The sequence below is a fragment of the Gordonia sp. NPDC003424 genome (genome assembly GCF_053588655.1).
In genome coordinates this window covers 13,118-31,144 of record NZ_JBSFQJ010000027.1, presented here as the reverse complement: position 1 = coordinate 31,144, position 18,027 = coordinate 13,118, and the positions used below count along the sequence as shown (strand labels likewise).

General features: G+C 67.5%; 12 protein-coding genes and 1 pseudogene. 8 read left to right on the top strand and 5 right to left on the bottom strand.

The genetic code is table 11. The features are described 5' to 3' along the window. Positions 1-3 precede the first annotated feature (3 nt). Both ACWDTI_RS25475 and ACWDTI_RS25470 read left to right on the top strand, forming a co-directional pair. Positions 4-2,166 carry an acyltransferase family protein gene (locus ACWDTI_RS25475; RefSeq protein WP_449740923.1) on the top strand — a complete coding sequence of 721 codons (2,163 nt, stop codon included), beginning with the start codon at positions 4-6 and terminating at the stop codon, positions 2,164-2,166. 147 nt (positions 2,167-2,313) lie between these two features. Continuing rightward, on the top strand, positions 2,314-3,531 hold the full coding sequence (locus tag ACWDTI_RS25470; RefSeq protein WP_449740922.1) for an acyltransferase: 1,218 nt from the start codon (positions 2,314-2,316) through the stop codon (positions 3,529-3,531). Here the strand turns inward: ACWDTI_RS25470 and ACWDTI_RS25465 are convergent. Continuing rightward, positions 3,497-4,102, bottom strand: a complete 606-nt coding sequence (locus tag ACWDTI_RS25465) for a SanA/YdcF family protein (RefSeq protein WP_449740921.1) — start codon at positions 4,100-4,102, stop codon at positions 3,497-3,499. The genes ACWDTI_RS25470 and ACWDTI_RS25465 overlap by 35 nt on opposite strands. Before the next feature lie 190 nt (positions 4,103-4,292). On the opposite strand from ACWDTI_RS25465, the gene ACWDTI_RS25460 reads away from it, so the two are divergent. The 3 genes from ACWDTI_RS25460 (at position 4,293) to ACWDTI_RS25450 (ending at position 10,710) form a co-directional block, all read left to right on the top strand. Next, the gene (locus ACWDTI_RS25460; protein ID WP_449740920.1) at positions 4,293-5,702 is read left to right on the top strand and encodes a WS/DGAT/MGAT family O-acyltransferase; all 1,410 of its coding nucleotides are present in this window, start codon (positions 4,293-4,295) and stop codon (positions 5,700-5,702) included. A 216-nt stretch (positions 5,703-5,918) separates the two neighbouring features. Beyond that, complete coding sequence (locus ACWDTI_RS25455; protein ID WP_449740919.1) at positions 5,919-9,365, top strand: heterodisulfide reductase-related iron-sulfur binding cluster; 3,447 nt, start codon at positions 5,919-5,921, stop codon at positions 9,363-9,365. Positions 9,366-9,456: 91 nt separating this feature from the next. After that, positions 9,457-10,710, top strand: coding sequence for a pyridoxal phosphate-dependent aminotransferase (locus ACWDTI_RS25450; RefSeq protein ID WP_449740918.1), 1,254 nt, complete (start codon positions 9,457-9,459; stop codon positions 10,708-10,710). Positions 10,711-10,751: 41 nt separating this feature from the next. On the opposite strand, the gene ACWDTI_RS25445 is transcribed toward ACWDTI_RS25450, so the two are convergent. After that, complete coding sequence (locus ACWDTI_RS25445; protein ID WP_449740952.1) at positions 10,752-11,849, bottom strand: PDR/VanB family oxidoreductase; 1,098 nt, start codon at positions 11,847-11,849, stop codon at positions 10,752-10,754. Positions 11,850-11,857: 8 nt separating this feature from the next. Continuing rightward, a complete protein-coding gene (locus ACWDTI_RS25440) occupies positions 11,858-12,739 on the bottom strand; it encodes a metal-dependent hydrolase (protein WP_449740917.1) in 882 nt (293 codons plus the stop codon). 312 nt (positions 12,740-13,051) lie between these two features. On the opposite strand from ACWDTI_RS25440, the pseudogene ACWDTI_RS25435 reads away from it, so the two are divergent. Next, a pseudogene (locus ACWDTI_RS25435) lies at positions 13,052-13,864 on the top strand (alpha/beta fold hydrolase); the annotation flags it as partial. On the opposite strand, the gene ACWDTI_RS25430 reads toward ACWDTI_RS25435, so the two are convergent. Continuing rightward, a complete protein-coding gene (locus ACWDTI_RS25430; protein ID WP_449740916.1) occupies positions 13,833-15,446 on the bottom strand; it encodes an MFS transporter in 1,614 nt (537 codons plus the stop codon). The pseudogene ACWDTI_RS25435 and the gene ACWDTI_RS25430 sit on opposite strands and share 32 nt — an antisense overlap. 81 nt (positions 15,447-15,527) lie before the next feature. On the opposite strand from ACWDTI_RS25430, the gene ACWDTI_RS25425 reads away from it, so the two are divergent. Both ACWDTI_RS25425 and ACWDTI_RS25420 read left to right on the top strand, forming a co-directional pair. Continuing rightward, entirely contained in the window at positions 15,528-16,121 is a 594-nt protein-coding gene (locus ACWDTI_RS25425; RefSeq protein ID WP_449740915.1) for a TetR/AcrR family transcriptional regulator, read from the top strand. A gap of 30 nt (positions 16,122-16,151) precedes the next feature. Beyond that, complete coding sequence (locus tag ACWDTI_RS25420) at positions 16,152-16,907, top strand: MerR family transcriptional regulator (RefSeq protein WP_449740914.1); 756 nt, start codon at positions 16,152-16,154, stop codon at positions 16,905-16,907. Here the strand turns inward: ACWDTI_RS25420 and ACWDTI_RS25415 are convergent. Further along, entirely contained in the window at positions 16,890-18,017 is a 1,128-nt protein-coding gene (locus tag ACWDTI_RS25415) for a hypothetical protein (RefSeq protein ID WP_449740913.1), read from the bottom strand. The two genes, ACWDTI_RS25420 and ACWDTI_RS25415, sit on opposite strands and share 18 nt — an antisense overlap. Positions 18,018-18,027 lie beyond the last annotated feature (10 nt).

Genomic DNA, 18,027 nt, shown 5'->3' with positions numbered 1-18,027 from the left:
CGTGTGAGTACCGTCGTAACCCCTTCCGGGAGTCATCCGACCCCGTATGAGGATGCGGCGACGGGCAACACGTCCCCCTATCGGCACGACCTCGACGGATTGCGCGGGATCGCCATCGCGCTGGTGGCGATCTTCCACGTCTGGTTCGGTCGCGTATCGGGTGGCGTCGACGTTTTCCTGACGCTGTCCGGCTATTTCTTCGTGGCATCACTGCTCAAGCATGTGATCGCGACGCAGCCCGCCGGCGTGCCGTGGGCCGCGGCCGTCAACCCGTGGCCGCGGCTCTGGCGTCTGGCCCGACGGCTCCTGCCGGCGCTGGCCGTCGTCCTGGTGGTCATCACCGCGCTGATCGCGCTGATCATGCCGAAGACCCGCTGGGGTCCGCTCGGCTCGGAGGTGCAGGCGAGCGCCCTCTACTACCAGAACTGGCATCTGGCGTTCGATTCGCAGGACTATCAGGCCGCGGATTCGGCGAACAGCCCGATGCAGCATCTGTGGTCGATGTCGATGCAGGGCCAGTTCTTCGTCATCACCCTCGTCTGCGGATTTGCTCTGGGCGGGCTGCTGCGCGCCCTGTCACGCCGGTTCACGGTGCTCGCCACGCCGTCGGCGATCCGCGGCGTCGTCGGGTTCGCGCTGCTGGCCGTGGCCATGGCGTCGTTCGCGTGGGCCAATTACCGGCACGGGGTGAATCAGCCCTTCAACTACTACGACACCGTGTCACGGCTCTGGGAGCCGCTGGCCGGCGGACTGCTCGCGGTGTGGATGCCCCGCCTGCCGCTGCGCCCCTGGCTGCGCAACGCGCTCGGCGCACTCGCGCTCGCCCTGATCATCACCTGCGGCTGGTGGATCGCCGGCGTGCAGCAGTATCCGGGCGCATGGGCGCTGGTCCCGGTGGGTGCGACGCTGCTGATCATCTGGACCGGTGCGGCGGCGACCGCTCCGATGACCGAGGCCGGCACCATCCCAGTGACCGCCGCCGGTCCCGGCCGGCTCAGCAACGCGCTGGCCCATCCACGGCTGGTGTGGCTCGGCTCCATCGCCTATGCCCTGTACCTGTGGCACTGGCCGCTGCTGATCTTCTACCTGACCTGGCGTTACCAGGACGACGTGAACTGGCTCGAGGGAACCGCGATCCTCGCGGTCTCGGTGGTCCTGGCCTGGGCGACGACACGGTTCGTCGAGGCGCCGATGCGGTCCGGCCGGGCGACGACGTTGCCGGCCGCCTACCGCCGCGCCCTGCTCGCGGTCATCGTGATCACCAGCCTGGTCGCCGGGGTGACCGCCGTCGTCTGGCAGCGCAACGCCGCCAACGCCACGGTGAACACCGCCCACCTCGACCCGCGGCTGTACCCCGGGGCCCGCGCCTTCCTCGACGGCGCACCCGTACCGAAGGTCGACCCGCAGCCCAGTCCGGAGGTCGCGGACAAGGATTGGCCGATCACCTCTTACGACTCGATGATCAGCGGGTGGAAGGACCCGTCGATCAAGGTCGGGGTGTACGGCGACACGACCGCCACCCGGACCATCGCACTGGTGGGCGGCTCACATGCCGAGTACTGGATCACCGCGCTCGACGACATCGGCAAACGCCACGGCTTCCGGGTGACGACCTACCTGAAGGTCGGATGCGCGCTCACCACCAGTCACGTGTTCACCTGGTTCGGCCAGAAGTACTACCAGTGCAACGACTGGTCGCGGCGGGTGATGGATCGGCTCGCCGTCGACAAACCCGAGGTGGTGTTCACCAACTCGACCCGCCCGGTGGAGCAGGGGCCCGGCGACTACGTACCCCAGGACTACAAGGACATCTTCGATCAGTTCCGGGATCGAGGCCAGCGGGTGGTCGCGGTGCGCGACAACCCCTGGGCACACGGCAAGCTGAAGCCGCCGGAATGCCTGGCCGAGGGGAAGAAGCCGCAAGTGTGCGGTGTGCCGCGCGCACAGGCCCTCGCACCGACCGATCCGGCGGCGGACATCGCGGCAGACTACCCCAACATGTCGTTCCTCGACTACTCCGACGGCATGTGCACCGCGACATATTGCCCGGCCGTGGTCGGGAACATCCTGCTCTGGCATGACTACCACCACCTCACGGCGACCTTCGTCCGCAGCCTGATCCCCGCGCTCGACCACGACCTCTCGACGTCGTTGCGCTGGTGGTGAGATCGCTCACACCAAACGGGCTGAACTCGCAGGTCAGACGCTGTGCAGCGATCATCACAGGATGCTTCAAGGTTCGGCTGTTACGGTGATTCGGTTGCTCATGCAAACGACTTTTCTCGTCGAACAGGGGATGGCTGAGACACGCGTATGACCACGATCGCGCCGGAGAACACCAAGGCAACCGCAGCAGCGACGGTGCTCGGCACCGTCAGCCGCTCGACGGATGCGGTTCGGCAGACCGGTCGACGGGCCTACCTGTATCACCTCGACCTGATTCGCGCGACCACGTTCTCGCTGGTCATCTTTGTGCACTGCCTCACCAACACCACCGACGAGTTCACCAGCCTCGGCGTCAACACCACCGCCCTACTGCTGCATTTCACCCGCAACACCTTCTTCGCCCTGACCGGCTTCGTACTGATGTACCAGAACTTCGACAAGGCCGACTTCAGCACAATCGCGTTCTGGCGCAAGCGAATCAAGCTCGTCATCTTCCCGTACCTGGCGTGGTCGGCCATCTACTGGGTGATCACCGACATGTGGGCCAACGGACGGCTCGGCCAAATCCCCGGCAGCCTGGGCGAATTCGCCGGAAAGCTCAGCTGGGGGCTGTCCGGGTTCCAGATGTACTTCCTGTTCGTGATGCTGCAGGTCTATCTGGTGTTCCCGCTGGTGCTGTGGCTGGTGCGCGCCACCCGGGGCCATCACCTCCAGGTGCTGGTCGCCAGCTTCGTTGTGCAGCTGGCCATCGCGTCCACCATCACCCACTGGAATCCGCCGGGCGTCGTCGCGCAGTACTGGTGGCACAACTACGCGACGTTCGTGCCGTATCAGTTCTTCATCCTCTACGGCGCGGTGGCCGCGGTACACCGCGAGGCGATCGGCGACTGGCTGCGCGGCAAGGGCTGGATGCTGTTCGGGGCGCTCGTCACGACGGGCACCCTCGCCGTCGGCGTGTATCTCGGCGGGGTGTGGTTCGCGGGTAAACCCGTCCATGACAACAACTCCGCCTTCTACCCGACCCTTCTACCGTTCCTGGTCGTCGCGATCGCGTGTCTGTACTCGGTGGCGCTGAACTGGGGTGAGCGGTGGCGCGAGTTCACCCCGCGGTTCGCCCGGGCGGTGTCGTTCGCGTCGAACCGTTCGTTCGGCGTGTTCCTCGCGCACGTCCTCGTGCTGTGGTTCATCCTGCGGCCGAAGTCCGGTGATCAACCGTGGATTCTGGTGACGCTGGGACAGCCGTGGGGCACGCTCGTCGTCTACCTGGCGACGATCGCCGGCTCGCTGCTCCTCGTCGAAATACTGCGCCGGCTGCCGGGATCGCTCTGGCTCACCGGACGCCCCCGCTTGGCGTTACGGAGCTGAGCAGGGCGCGCGGCTGCGCGAGCAGGAGCTCGCGCAGATGGTTGCGGACCACGGTGAGCGTCGGGCAGTCACACCGCGCCGCCATCCCGATGGCGTCGACGCCATGGCCGCGGCACAGTGCGATGGCCCGCGACAGGTGGAAGTCCTGGGTGACGATCACCGCGCGCGTAACGCCGAACACCGTCCGCGTGCGAGCGCAGCTGGCATCGGTGTCGATTCCCCCGGGGTCGTCGACGATCGCCGCGGCGGGCACGCCACGCGTCTGCAGATAGTTGCGCATCACCGCCGGTTCGTCCCCGGCCTCAGCGGAACCGTTGCCGGAGTTGATGATTCGCGTGACGCGCCCGGTCTGATACAGCTCGAGTGCGGTATCGAGGCGACCCCGGACGTAGTCGCCCGGGACACCGTCGCGCACCAGTGACCCGAGAACCAGCGCGGTGGAGCCCGGCGGGACGGCAGCCGATTCGACGGTGCGCCCGGCAGCCAGGACGAAGGTCCACGTCGCCGCGATCGTGATGATCAGCTCGACACCCACCAACCCGATGAGCACGAGATACGACGGGAGACGCACCGCCTCAACGTACGCGGGCAACGAGTCCCCGGGTCACGAGAGTTCGCCCCCCGACTTTGGGTTCGTCCACCCCTTGCAGGAAGGGGAGGAACGCAAAGCGGGAGGACGAAGCGCGGGCCTCGGTGGGTCGTTCGTCACGTTCTTGGAAGAATCCCGTCCGACTCACAGGTCGCGGGCTGATACTGGTCGGATGGAATACATGCCGGTCACGTCGTCGATGTTCTTGATCGCGGAGACCCGCGAGCAGCCGATGCATGTCGGCGGCCTGCAACTGTTCATCCCGCGCGAGGGACAAAGCGGGACCGAGCTCGCCGAGGAGATCTTCGACAACTTCCACGGCTGCCGGAACGTCCGATCGCTGTTCCGCAGGCGTCCGGCATCTCCGGTCTCGTTGATGGGCAATCTGGCCTGGACCTACGACGACGACATCGACTTCGACTACCACGTCCGCCGCACGGTCCTGCCGCGTCCCGGCCGCATCCGCGAACTACTGCGGTACGTCTCGCTCAATCACGGCGCACTCCTCGACCGCAACCGGCCGATGTGGGAACTGCATGTCATCGAGGGCCTCGAGGACGGTCGGGTCGCGACGTACACCAAGATCCATCACTCGCTGATGGATGGGGTGTCGGCGATGCGACTGCTGGAGGACGCCCTGTCACCCGATCCCGACGACCGCAACGGCACCGCCATGTGGGACTCGGCGCTCAGTCGTAAACGGCGTCGGCCGCCCGCCGCGGCCACGGGCAGGCTGCGCGGCACGGTCTCCGGAGCGGTGCATCTGGCCGGTCAGGCGGTGAATGTGACCGAGCAGATCGTCGGGGCCGGCCCGGCGATCGCGAAGATCGCCTGGACCGCGGTCACCGACGACTCGTTCACGTCCCCGTTCGTGCCGGCTCCGAGCACGCTGCTCAACGCGTCGATCGGCAGCGCCCGGCGATTCGCCGCCCAGCAGTGGCCGCTGGACCGGCTCAAGGCCGCCGCGGCAGCACTCGACATCACCCTCAACGACGTCATCCTCGCCATGTGCGCGGGGGCGCTGCGCGCGTACCTCATCGATCGCGACGCTCTTCCGGACGCGCCACTGATCGCCGCGGTACCCGTGTCGACCCGGACGGACGCGTCGGACGAGGCCGGCAACTCCGTGACGGTGATCCTGGCCAACCTGGCCACCGATCAGCCCGATCCCGAGCGCCGACTCGCCACCATCGTCAGGTCGACGCGAAAGTCCAAAGAGGTGATCCGCGGACTGAGTCCACTGCAGGCACTCACGTTCGGTGCGGCGGCCGCCCTCCCGCTCGCCCTGGCCACCGTGCCGGGCTTCGTCCGGTTCACTCCCCCGCAGTTCAACCTGTTCATCAGCAACGTCCCTGGTCACCAGGAACCCCGGTACTGGAACGGGGCGCGCCTCGAGGGTTCCTACCCGGTCTCGATCGCGATGGAAGGTCTCGCACTCAACATCACCGTGACGTCGACGGCCGACCAGGTCAACTTCGGTCTGATCGGTGCCCGCAAGGAGCTGCCGAGCCTCCAGCGCCTCCTCACCCACCTCGACACCGCGCTCGAGGAGCTGGAGAAAGTAGCCGGGATCACAGCCTGATCGGGCCACGCAGAATTGTGCATTCTGCTTTCCTCTGGTGATACTGCACTGAGGTGCGCCGCCTGACGTCTGTGCCGGCCTCAACTTAGGTCAGCCTTGGCAGCGCCGGAGTGCCGTGAGGAATTACGGTTACCTTCAAGCACGCGTCGACTCTGCGCACTCAGCCCTGCGCGGATCCCAGGGTCGGCGAGGAGACCAGAGAGGGGCCGGGACGCCGTGAATGCCACGACGATCGCCATCGGCACGATTGCTGCGGTCATCAGCCTGTTCTGTTGGGCCTTGTTCCTGCGCGGGGTGTGGACCATGGTCCGCGCCATCGGTCAGGGCCAGCGCGTCGACAGTTCACGCTTCTGGCCGTTCTTCCCCCGCCTGTGGACGATGCTCAAGGAGTTCATCGCCCACACCCGGATGGCGAAGTTCCGCACGGTCGGGTGGGCCCACTGGCTGGTGATGGTCGGCTTCCTCCTCGGCTTCGTGCTGTGGTTCGAGGCTTACGGCCAGATCTTCGACCCCGAGTTCCACTGGCCGGTGATCGGCGCGTGGAACATCTACATCCTCGCCGACGAACTGCTCGGGCTGGGCACGGTGATCGGCATCGTCGCGCTGATGATCATTCGTCAGCGCAATCACCCGCGGGTGCCCGAACGCCTGTCGCGGTTCTCGGGTTCTCGATTCGGGGCGGCGTACTTCGTCGAGTGGGTCGTGCTGCTCGAGGGCCTCGGCATGATCTTCGTCAAGACGTTCAAGATCGCCTCCGGCCTGGAGGACCCGCCGGTCTGGACGTCGTTCTTCACCCACTATTTCGCGCAGCTCTTCGAGGGCTGCTCCGAGTACTGGGTCACCGGCGCCGCTGTGGTGAAGCTGATGAGCGGCATGGTGTGGCTCGCGGTGGTGGGCAGCCACATCGACTGGGGCGTCGCCTGGCACCGGTTCGCCGCGTTCTTCAACATCTACTTCAAGCGCGAGCAGGACGGCGGGGTGGCCCTCGGCGCCGCCAAGCCGATGATGAGCAACGGCAAGGTGCTCGACATGGAGTCCGCCGACCCGGATGTCGACGCGTTCGGCGCGGGCAAGGCCGAGGACTTCTCGTGGAAGGCGTGGCTGGACTTCACCACGTGCACCGAGTGCGGTCGCTGCCAGTCGCAGTGCCCTGCCTGGAACACCGGTAAGCCGTTGAGCCCCAAGCTGCTCATCATGTCGCTGCGCGATCACGCGCAGGCCAAGGCGCCATATCTGATCGCCGGTGGTCGCACCGACATGGGCGGCGACGAGGTCGGGCTGGTCGACGCGGACGGAAACGTGCTCGAGGACAAGCTCAACGCCATTCCGGCGGCTGCTCGCGCCGAGGCCGGCCGCAAGCTGGTCGGCGAGAGCGCCGGGTCCGGCACGATCGAGGACGGCGAACTCGGCGCGGTGATCGACACCGAGACGCTGTGGAGCTGCACCACCTGCGGCGCCTGCGTCGAGCAGTGCCCGGTCGACATCGAGCACGTCGACCACATCATCGACATGCGCCGCTACCAGGTGCTCATCGAGTCGGACTTCCCGTCCGAGCTCGCGGGCATGTTCAAGAACCTGGAGAACAAGGGCAACCCCTGGGGCCAGAACGCGTCGGCCCGCGCCAACTGGATCGACGAGGTCGACATCGACATCCCGGTGTTCGGCAAGGATGTCGAATCGTTCGAGGGCTTCGAGTACCTGTTCTGGGTCGGCTGCGCCGGCGCGTACGAGGACCGCGCGAAGAAGACCACCAAGGCGGTCGCCGAGCTCCTCGACATCGCGGCGGTGAACTTCCTGGTCCTCGGCGAGGGCGAGACGTGTACCGGTGACTCCGCGCGCCGCGCCGGCAACGAGTTCCTGTTCCAGATGCTGGCCCAGCAGAACATCGAGATGTTCAACGAGGTGTTCTCCACGGCGCCGGAGCAGCGGAAGAAGATCGTCGTCACCTGCGCGCACTGCTTCAACGCATTGGGCAACGAGTACCCGCAGGTCGGCGGCAAGTACGAGGTGGTGCACCACACCCAGCTGCTGAACCGCCTGGTGCGGGAGAAGCGTCTGGTGCCCGTCGCGCCGATCGGCGAGGGCGTCACCTACCACGACCCGTGCTACCTCGGACGCCACAACCAGGTGTACGACGCCCCGCGCGAACTGATGGGCGCCTCGGGCTCCACGCTGACCGAGATGCCGCGCCACGGCGAACGGTCCATGTGCTGCGGCGCCGGCGGTGCGCGCATGTGGATGGAAGAGCAGATCGGCAAGCGCATCAACCTCGACCGGGTCGACGAGGCACTCGACACCTTGTCGGGGGTCACGCAGGAGACCAAGAAGGTCGCCACCGGCTGCCCGTTCTGCCGGGTGATGCTGACCGACGGGGTCACCGCGCGGACCAGCGGCACCGAGGACGAGGGCAAGATCGAGGTCGTCGACGTCGCGCAGTTGCTGCTCGATTCCGTGAAGCGCGGACTGCCCGAGGTCACTCGCGGTGGGCAACGCCTGTATCCGTCGTCGGTCCCCGCGGGTGAGCCGGAGCCGGCGGCGGCCGAGAAGGTGGCTGCACCCGCTGCTGCGGCAGCTGCGGTGGCGACCGCAGCGGCCACCACTGCCGCGGCGACCGAGGCCAAGCCGAAGGTCGGGCTGGGCATGAAGGGCGGCAAGAAGCCGGGGGCCGCGGCGAAAACCGACACCGCTCCCGCCGCCGCGCCGGCCGCCGCGGCGGCTGGGTCCGCGGCGACGGCTGAGCCCGTCGAAGCCAAGAAGCCGGCCGCCAAGGGCTTCGGCATGAAGGGCGGCAAGAAGCCCGGGGCCGCGAAGGCTGCACCGGCACCGGCCACCGCGGAGGCTTCGACAAGCTCAGCCGTCGAGGCGGACTCAGCCGTCGAAACGGCTGCGGCGGAGAAGAAGCCGGCCGCCAAGGGCTTCGGGATGGGCAGCGCCAAGCGTCCGGGCATGAAGAAGCCGGGAGCTGCGGCTCCGCAGGCCGGGGTCACCGCGCCGGCCGAGAATAAGGTCGACGAGTCCGAGGCCGCCGCCGGCGCTGCGGCGACCGCCGACACCGCGCCGACGACCGCCGCTGCCGCGGTCACCGAGGAAAAGCCCGCCAAGGCAAAGGGATTCGGCATGGCCGCGGGCAAGAAGCGGCCCGGTGGTGTCGGATCGGCGCCGAAGGCGGCGGCGGCTGCTCCGGCAGCGGCCGCTCCGGCCGCAGAACCCGCCGAGGCCGAAGCAGCACCGGCACCTGCCGAGCCCGTGACCGAGGCACCCGAGGCTGCGCCGGGTCAGGCCGCACCGGCCCAAGCCGCCGCGGTGACCGAGGAAAAGCCCGCCAAGGCAAAGGGATTCGGCATGGCCGCGGGCAAGAAGCGGCCGGGCGGAATCGGCAAGGCCGGCGCCGCGCCGGCCGCGGCGGCCCCGGCCGGCGAGGCCGAGATCGCTTCCAGCGAGCCCGAAGCAGCGCCGAGTGAGCCCGAGGTCGCCTCGGCCGAACCCGAGGTTGCCCCGAGCGAGCCCGAGGCGCCGTCGAGCGAGCCCGAAACCGCTTCTGGCGCAGCCGAGCCCGAGCCGTCGTCCAACGGGTCGGCGGGCCGCACGATCGCCGAGGCCGGCGCGTCGAAGGCCAAGGGGTTCGGCATCGCGGCCGGCAAGAAGCGACCTGGCCACAGCTGATCGTCGGATCGGTTGCGTTTCGAGTCGGTCTCCCGGCGCGAAACGCAACCGATGAGAAACTCGTTTGCCGTGTGCTGTCACAATTGAACTCGTGAGTAGACCGTACGTATCGCACCTGAACCAGAACCTCAAGCCACTCGAGCAGTCCCTGAAGCTGCAGAACGTGTGCTACGAGATCCGGGGACCGGTACACGCGCACGCGGCGCGCCTCGAAGCCGAGGGGCACCGGATCATGAAGCTGAACATCGGCAATCCGGCGCTCTTCGGGTTCGAGGCACCCGACGTGATCATGCGCGACATGATCCACGCACTGCCCTATTCGCAGGGCTATTCGGAATCGGCCGGGGTGCTCTCGGCACGCCGCTCGGTGGTCACCCGCTACGAACTGCTGCCCGATTTCCCCTACTTCGACGTCGACGACGTGATCCTGGGCAACGGTGTGTCCGAACTGATCACGATGACGATGCAGGCGCTGCTCAACGACGGCGACGAGGTGCTGATCCCGGCTCCCGACTACCCGCTGTGGACCGCGATGACCTCGTTGTCGGGTGGTCGTCCGGTGCACTACCGCTGCGACGAGGAGAACGGGTGGAACCCCGACATCGACGACATCGCCGCCAAGATCAGCGATCGCACCAAGGCGATCGTCATCATCAACCCGAACAACCCGACCGGCGCGGTCTACTCCCGTGAGGTCCTGCAGCAACTCGTGGACCTCGCACGCGAGCACTCGCTGCTGATCCTCGCCGACGAGATCTACGACAAGATCCTCTACGACGACGCCGAACACATCAACGTCGCGTCGCTGGCCCCGGATCTGTTGTGCATCACGTTCAACGGTCTGTCCAAGGCCTACCGGGTATGCGGCTATCGCGCCGGGTGGCTGGTGCTGACCGGACCGAAGGATCATGCGCGCGGTTTCATCGAGGGCCTGGGCATTCTCGCGTCAACTCGCTTGTGCGCCAACGTTCCCGGGCAGCACGCGATCCAGGTGGCGCTCGGCGGATATCAGAGCATCGAGGCACTCGTCGCACCCGGCGGCCGCCTCTTCGAGCAGCGGAATGTCACGTGGGAGAAGCTGAACGAGATCCCCGGCGTCTCCTGTGTGAAACCGATGGGTGCCCTCTACGCGTTCCCGCGGCTCGATCCCGAGGTGCACGAGATCCACAACGACGAACTCTTCGTCCAGGATCTCCTGCTACAGGAGAAGATCCTCGTCGTGCAGGGCACCGGCTTCAATCTGACCGACCACAACCACTTCCGGATCGTGACCCTGCCGTGGTCGCGCGACCTTGGGAACGCGGTCGACCGGATCGGCAACTTCCTCGCGTCCTATCGACAGTAGGCCTGAGGTCGACCTAAGAGGTCGACGGTCAGGGTCGACCGTCAGAGGTCGACGGTCAGGGTGTCGCCGGCCGCGCGGGAGACACACGGGAGCATGTAGCCGTCGGCACGCTCGTGCTCGGTGAGAACCGAGTCGGCGTGCTCGACGTCGCCGTCGATGACCTTGATCTTGCACGTGCCGCAGAAACCCTGCCGGCACGAATAGGTGATCGACGGAACCTCACGGGCGACGGCGTGCAGCATCGACTCGTCGGAGCCGACGCGGGCGCTGCGCCCGCTGGCGCCGAGGACCACGGTGAACTCGCGGCCACCGGTGACGGGAATGCCGAAGCGCTCGAAGTGGACTTCCGCGCCGGTCGAGGTCGCCTCGAGTTCGGCGATCAGCCGGTCGGTGAGCAGGGGTGGTCCGCAGAAGTAGACCGCCGCGTCGGGTGCGATCTCGCCGACCAGTTCCGTGGCGGATGGGAAGCCGTCGACATCGTCGGTGCGCAGCCGGACCCGGTCGCCGTACGCCGCGAGCCGGTCACGAAACGCCGACGACTCGACGGTGCGGCACAGATAGGTCAGCGACCAGGTCACCCCGAGACGTTCGGCCGTTTCGATCATCGGCAGGATCGGGGTGATACCGATGCCGCCGGCGATGAAATGCAGGCGCTTGGCCGTCGACCCGTGGCCGGGCAGCACGAGCGGAAAAGCGTTGAGCGGATGCGTGATCCGCACGACGTCACCGATCCCGAGAGTGTGCACCTCGGCAGAGGCGCCCTCGTCGGAAAGGCGACGGACGGCAATGCGATAGCACTCGGTGTCACCGGCGTGACCACACAGCGAGTACTCGCGGATACGACCGGACGGCAGCATCAGACGCAGGTGCGCGCCGGCCGTCCACGCCGGCAAGACCCCGTCGCGGTCCGTCGGCCGGAAGGCGAGTTCCACCACGCTGCCGTCGTCGGCGACCACCGTGCGTTCGGCGACCTCCACCTCGATCGTCGACGACCCGGGCTTACGCATCTCGTAGCGCAGCACGCGTTCCCACACCGGCATCCACGCGCCGATGAGCCATCGGGTGGAGACCATCGCGTAGTCGACGCGCGGTCGGCCGTACAGGTGTTCGGGTGCGGGGCGTCGGCCGAACACCGACATACGGGCGTTCACAGGGCCGCCCGCGCGGCCGGAGAGGACGCCAGGTAGGCGACCGCCTGCGCCGTCGAACCGATATCGGCCGGTCGGTAACCGGGCTTCAGGTAGGCGATCAGGGAACCGAGGATCTCGAACCCGGGCAGCAGCCCGGCCCGCGAGTCGGCGTACCCGGCCCGCCACAGCGCGATCTCCGACGTCGGTGCATCCGGGTCGTGGTGGTTGAGGTAGTGGGTACCCCGCACGAGGATCGACATCAGCAGTGGGAAGGCCGCGGCCATCGCCCAGACCCGACGGAAGTAGCTGTCGCCGAAGTAGGTGGCGACGTCGTGGGCCACCGAACGATGCTCGACCTCCTCGGCGCCGTGCCAGCGGTAGAGGTCGCACATCACCGGATCGGCACCGGCCTCGTCCCAGGCGTTGTTGAGGGCGAAGTGGCCGAAGACGGCGGTGAAATGCTCGACGGCGGCGATCATCCACAGCCGCGCGATCAGGCGCTTGCGCCGACGCCGCGCCGAGTGGCCCGAGCCCGGGCCGAGGACCCGCCGGAAGATCCAGTGCACCTGCCGCACGAATGGCGCGGGATCGATCTCGTTGCTCCCGAAGAACGCCCACAGAACACTGTCGTGCACGCTAGAGTGCTTGGCCTCCTGACCGATGAAGCCGCGCATCGCCTCGCGCAGGTCGTCGTCCTCGACGTACGGGAGTGCCTCGTCGAACGCCTCTACAAACCATCGCTCGCCCTCCGGGAGCATCAGGTTCAGCGAGCTGATGAAGTTGGATGCGACCGGGTGCCCGGGGATCCAGTGCAGGGGTGTGCCGGTGCAGTCGAAAGTGACATTGCGCGGCCGGATAGCCACCGGGCCCGGGTCACCCACGGACTCGTTCAGGGACATCGCTGCTACTCCACTATCGTCGTCGCGCGCGGCCCCCGACCCGCACTCGCGTACTACCCAACCATGCGGTCATATGGCTCACATCGGTCGTCGCGTTACATTCGTCGTATACGGATACCATCCGGAACGGGGGTTGGGACAACCCTGGATCACCGTTCCATGGATGTATCGGTGCCCACGGCGAACAATGTTTTGCCTGCGTCATGACGCATGAACTGCACGGACGCGAACACCCTCCCTTCGTGACCCTGGACACCCTGCCATACGTAAGTAACAAACATCACACGGTTTGATTGAGGGGTAAGCACAGCGATGGTGGAATGGCATCGGCGGTTCGTGCAGAGCGGCGATGTGCGCTTGGCGGTGTTCGCCGCCGACACCGCCGACGATCCGACGTCTACCCGGCCGAAAGTGCTGCTTGTCCACGGGTGGCCGGATTCCCATCATCTGTGGACGCACGTGGCGCCGATCCTGGCCGGGTCGTGCGATGTGTTCGCCTACGACACCCGTGGCTACGGCGAGAGCGATCGGCCCGATCCGGTGGCCGCCTACGACCTCGACCTGCTCGCGGGTGACCTCTTCGCGGTAGCCGATGCGGTCAGTCCGGCGGTACCGGTGCACGTGATCGGGCACGACTGGGGATCGATCCAGTCGTGGGAGGCGGTGACCACACCTGGCGCCGAGGACCGGATCGCGTCGTTCGTGTCGGTGTCGGGACCCAACCTCGACTACGCCGACGAATGGCTCAAGGAGCAGTGGCGGCCACCGAGCTTCCGCAAGGTCCGTGACTACACGGCTCAGCAGCTGAGTCTGCTCTACGCCCGGTTCTTCAAGATCCCCCGCGTCTCCGACGCACTGGTGCCCGCCGCGCTGTCGCCGGAGCGGTGGACCCGATTCGTCGCCCGGACCGAACGGGTGCCGCGGTCGCAGATCGTGTTGGGTCCCAGCTTCCGGCGCGACACCCGATCCGGCCTGAAGTACTACCGGGCCAACCTCAGCCGCCGCCGGCGCACACCCAACGTGCGCCCGACGGCGATCCCGGTGCTCGAGCTGATCAACACCCGTGACGTGGCGCTGCGACCGCCACTGTTCGTCAATACCCACCGTCATGTGTCGCAGCATTCGCGGCGGGAGACCCCGACCGGGCACTGGTTGCCGCTGGCACATCCCGAGTATCTGGCGCAGACGGCGCTGGAGTTCCTGCGGGCACATCCCGCAGCAGCCAGAACGCGCTGACCGCGGCCACCGCGGTGACGGCGACGGCCGCCCACACGGCGTGGTGCAGTCCGTCCATGAACACGTCCTGCACCACCGACCGGACGACGTCGGCGACACCGGCCGGGGCATGCTCGGCGACCGCGATCCCGCTCATCACCGACTGCTGGGCGATCTCGGTGGCCTCCCGCGGGACACCGATCTGGCCCAACCTATCCCCCACGCCGGACACGTAGACCGAGGTCAGGATGGAGCCGAGCACGGCGACACCGAATGTGCCACCGATCTCACGGGTGGTGTCGTTGACCGCGGAACCGGCACCTGCCTGCTCCGGCCGCAACGCACCCATGATGACGTCGGTGCACGGACCGGAGATGCATGCGAGGCCGGCCGCCATGAGCGACATCGACCAGACGATCAGCCCCCAGTAGGTCGACGTCGATGACGAGAGTTCCACCAGCGCAAAGCCTCCCGACATCAGTAGCGCCCCGGTTGCCACGATCGGCCGCGGCCCGAAGCGATGCGACAAGGCCATCGCCAGCGGCGACAAGGCGGCCATCACGATCGCGAACGGGAGGGTCCGGATGCCGGCGTCGAGTGGTCCGTAACCCTTGACCGCCTGGAAGAACTGGGTGATCAGGAAGATGAACCCGAACAGGGCGAAGAACGCGACACTGATCATCGCGGCCGCGGTGGCGAAGTATCGGTTGGCGAAGAGCCGGACGTCGAGGATCGGATTGTCGATGCCGAGCTGACGACGAACGAACGCGGCGAGGAGCACCCCGGAAAAGACGAGGCCACCGATGGTGCGCAGCGAACCCCACCCGGCGTTCGGCCCCTCGATGACGGTGTAGGTCAGCAGGCCGAGACCCAGGATGGACAACACCAGACCCACCATGTCGAAGCGACCGACGTGCTCGGGCCGCGTGGCCGGCACGACGGCGACGATTGCGACGAGTGCGACCGCGGCGATCGGGACATTGACCCAGAACACCGAGGTCCACGAGAAGTGCTCGAGCAGCCAGCCGCCGAGCACCGGGCCGATCGCGACGGCGACACCCGAGGTGGCCGCCCAGATGCCGACCGCTGCGGCCCGCCGTCGGGGATCGACGAAGATCGTGGTGATGAGCGCCAGTGTGGCCGGGAAGACGAGGGCGGCGAACATTCCCAGACCGGCACGAGCCGCGATGAGCTGCCCGAGTCCGCCCGCCGACGCCGCGAGCACGGAGACGCCGGCGAACCCGACGATGCCGGTGAGCAGCATGCGCCGATGCCCGAACCGGTCACCGAGGTAGCCGCCGGTGAGCAGCAGACCGGCGAACACCAGCGTGTAGGCGTCGACGATCCACTGCAGTCCGGAGATGCCGGCGTTCAGGTCGCGAGCCATGGTGGGCAACGCGACATTGACGATCGTGTTGTCGACCATCACGAGCAATTCGGCAAAGCAGAGGGCGGTCAACGCCACCCACGAGTTACGAGTCGGGTGAATCATCAGAGCCTCCGTAGGACGGTGATCTACTGTTGTAGTACGTTGTTCTACTCAAGAAGAACACTGTTCTAGTAGGTTGTCAATATGCCCCGCGCACGTTCGTCCACCCGCACCGCGTCCACCCGCACCCCTGCCACCGAGGTTCGCGCCGCGTTGATCACCGCCGGCCGTCGACTCCTCGAACGCGAGGGGGCGGCCGCATTGACCGTGCGAGCGGTGGCGGCCGACGCGGGTGTCGCACCGATGGGCGTGTACAACCACTTCGACGGCAAGGTCGGACTGCTGAACGCGCTGGTCACCGACGGTTTCGCGGAGTTCGCCCGGATGATCGCGGTGACCGACGCCGACCCCACCGCCCGGTTGCTGGAGAGCGGCCGCCGCTATCGCGCGTTCGCGATCGAGAACCCGACGCTCTACTCGCTGATGTTCTCGACCGAGTGCCATCCCGACGACGAGACGGCCGTGCGCGCATTCGAGGCCCTGGTCGAAATCGTCCGATACGGGCAGGCGGGCGGGACCATCCGGGACAGCGACCCGGCGGAGATCGCCGCCCAGATCTGGGCCGGGGTCCATGGCGCGGTGTCCTTGGAACTCACCTCGTCGTACCCGCCGACCGCCGAACCCGGCCGCGTCTACGCGGATCTGCTCGAGCTGATCGCTCGGGGCATCCGGCCGTGAGATGGCACCGCGATCTGCGAGAATGTCGCGGTGACTGAGTACCGGATCGATGATCTGGCGCGCGCCGCCGGCACCACCACCCGCAACGTGCGCGGCTATCAGGATCGCGGGCTGCTCCCCCGCCCGGTGCGCCGCGGCCGGATCGCGATCTACACCGACGCCCATCTCGCGCGGCTCAAGGTGATCAACGATCTATTGCGCCGCGGTTTCACCATCCGGCACATCGGCGACTTCCTGTCCGGCGTGCAACGCGGCGACGACCTGGCCGACGTCCTGGGGTTGCGCGAGCTCGTGTCGGAGCCGTGGTCGAAGGCCAAATCGACCACGATGTCCGCCGACGACCTCCGGGAGCTGCTCAATTCCGGCAACCCGGCGCATTTCGAACGGCTGATCGAGTTCGGTTTGATCGCACCGAAGGGTTCAGGCCACCCGGACCGCTACACGATCCTCGATCGCGACACGGTGTCCGCATACGGCCGGTTGGTCAAACTCGGGATACCGCTCAGCGGCATCCTCGACGTGCACGGGAAGCTCGACGACGAGATGGCCGCCGTCGCCAAGACGGTGATCTCTGCCGGCCGGCGCGCCATCACCGAGGGCCACACCGACGGGTGGCTCCCGCAGACAACAGCCGAATCCGATTGGGCGGCAGAACTTCTCAGTGAAATGCGGAAGGCCGGATCGATCTCGGCGCACAATGCGCTCGATCGCGCGCTCGATCGCGATCTGGCGCGGCAGCTCGAGGATTACCTGGGCCGGGCTCGGCGGTCAGCCGGGACCGGGTAGCGGCGGAATCACGATCGGCGGCAGGCCCGGGATCGGGTTCGGGATGGATCGCCCGCGCGGGGCGGGTTGCGGCCGATTCTGTCGCGGCGCCCCCTGCTGCTGTTGGCCACCGCCGCCCGTCGTCGTCTCGGAGGTCTCCGGCGGTGGTGGCGGTGGTGTGTAGTGCACCGCCGGCACCCGCGCCGCGGCGAAATCGGCGGGATCGGCGTATGTCGGTGACGGAGGAGCAACGGTCGTCGACGGTTCGGTGAGTGCCGTGATCGGCGGTGGTGCATCGTCGCCGGTGATGGCGAGGGCCGTGGCGGTTCCGACGACGATCACCACGGCTGCCGCCGCGATGGCGATGAGCAGGCGTTTGCCCGGGCGGCGCGTGGATGACCCGGGCGTGCGTGCGGATGCTGCGCGGGTGCGCGGGCTGGCTTGCGCCGGCGCGTCTGCGGTCCGGGGTGTCCCGGATGGTTCGGGCAGGTACGACGGCTCGGAAGCGGTGGTCGCCAACGGTGCGGGCTCGGACGGTTGTGCGGCATCGTCGGACTGGTCGATGTCGCCGAGATCGTCGTCGGCCAGGTCGACGGGGGCTTCGACGACCGGCAGTCCGACCGATCTGCTGAGGACCGGGGCGAGTCCGGGCCAGTCCGCGTGGTCGTAGCCGAGGAACACGGAGGTGGCGGCGAAGTCGTTGCTCATCTCCCGCAGCACGTCGCTCACTTCGGCGGCCGCGGGCGCGGTGGCCTCGTCGAGGTCCCGCTGGGCGACCCGGAAGAACGGGACGTCGCCGTGGCCCATCACGAAGGTGCCGTCGGCGCTGGCCAGGCGCACTCGACCGCGGTCGGCGAGGTCGAGGAGCTCATTCCACCAGGTGTCGGTCAGCGGTGCGTCGACTCGCCCGACGCGAACCAGGTGCTCGGCAAGAGACTGGTCGAGGGCCAGCGGATGCACGCCCCAGAGCACGCGTTGGTCGACGACGACGCCCTCACCGGGATCGACGGCCGAGATCAGCATGCCGTCGTCGGCGAGGTCCACCAGCAGGAACGGTGTGTCGGCGGGCACGCCACACTCCAGTTGCCGGCCGGCGATATCGGCCAGGCGAGTGGAATCCAAGGTGCTCACGAGTTCCCCG

What these genes read in the sequence shown, in the direction of transcription:
- ACWDTI_RS25470 (WP_449740922.1), top strand. Translation starts at nt 2,314, where the DNA reads ATGACCACGATCGCGCCGGAGAACACCAAGGCAACCGCAGCAGCGACG.
- ACWDTI_RS25460 (WP_449740920.1), top strand. Translation starts at nt 4,293, where the DNA reads ATGGAATACATGCCGGTCACGTCGTCGATGTTCTTGATCGCGGAGACC.
- ACWDTI_RS25445 (WP_449740952.1), bottom strand. Translation starts at nt 11,849, where the DNA reads ATGTCGGTGTTCGGCCGACGCCCCGCACCCGAACACCTGTACGGCCGA.
- ACWDTI_RS25440 (WP_449740917.1), bottom strand. Translation starts at nt 12,739, where the DNA reads ATGTCCCTGAACGAGTCCGTGGGTGACCCGGGCCCGGTGGCTATCCGG.
- ACWDTI_RS25430 (WP_449740916.1), bottom strand. Translation starts at nt 15,446, where the DNA reads ATGATTCACCCGACTCGTAACTCGTGGGTGGCGTTGACCGCCCTCTGC.
- ACWDTI_RS25425 (WP_449740915.1), top strand. Translation starts at nt 15,528, where the DNA reads ATGCCCCGCGCACGTTCGTCCACCCGCACCGCGTCCACCCGCACCCCT.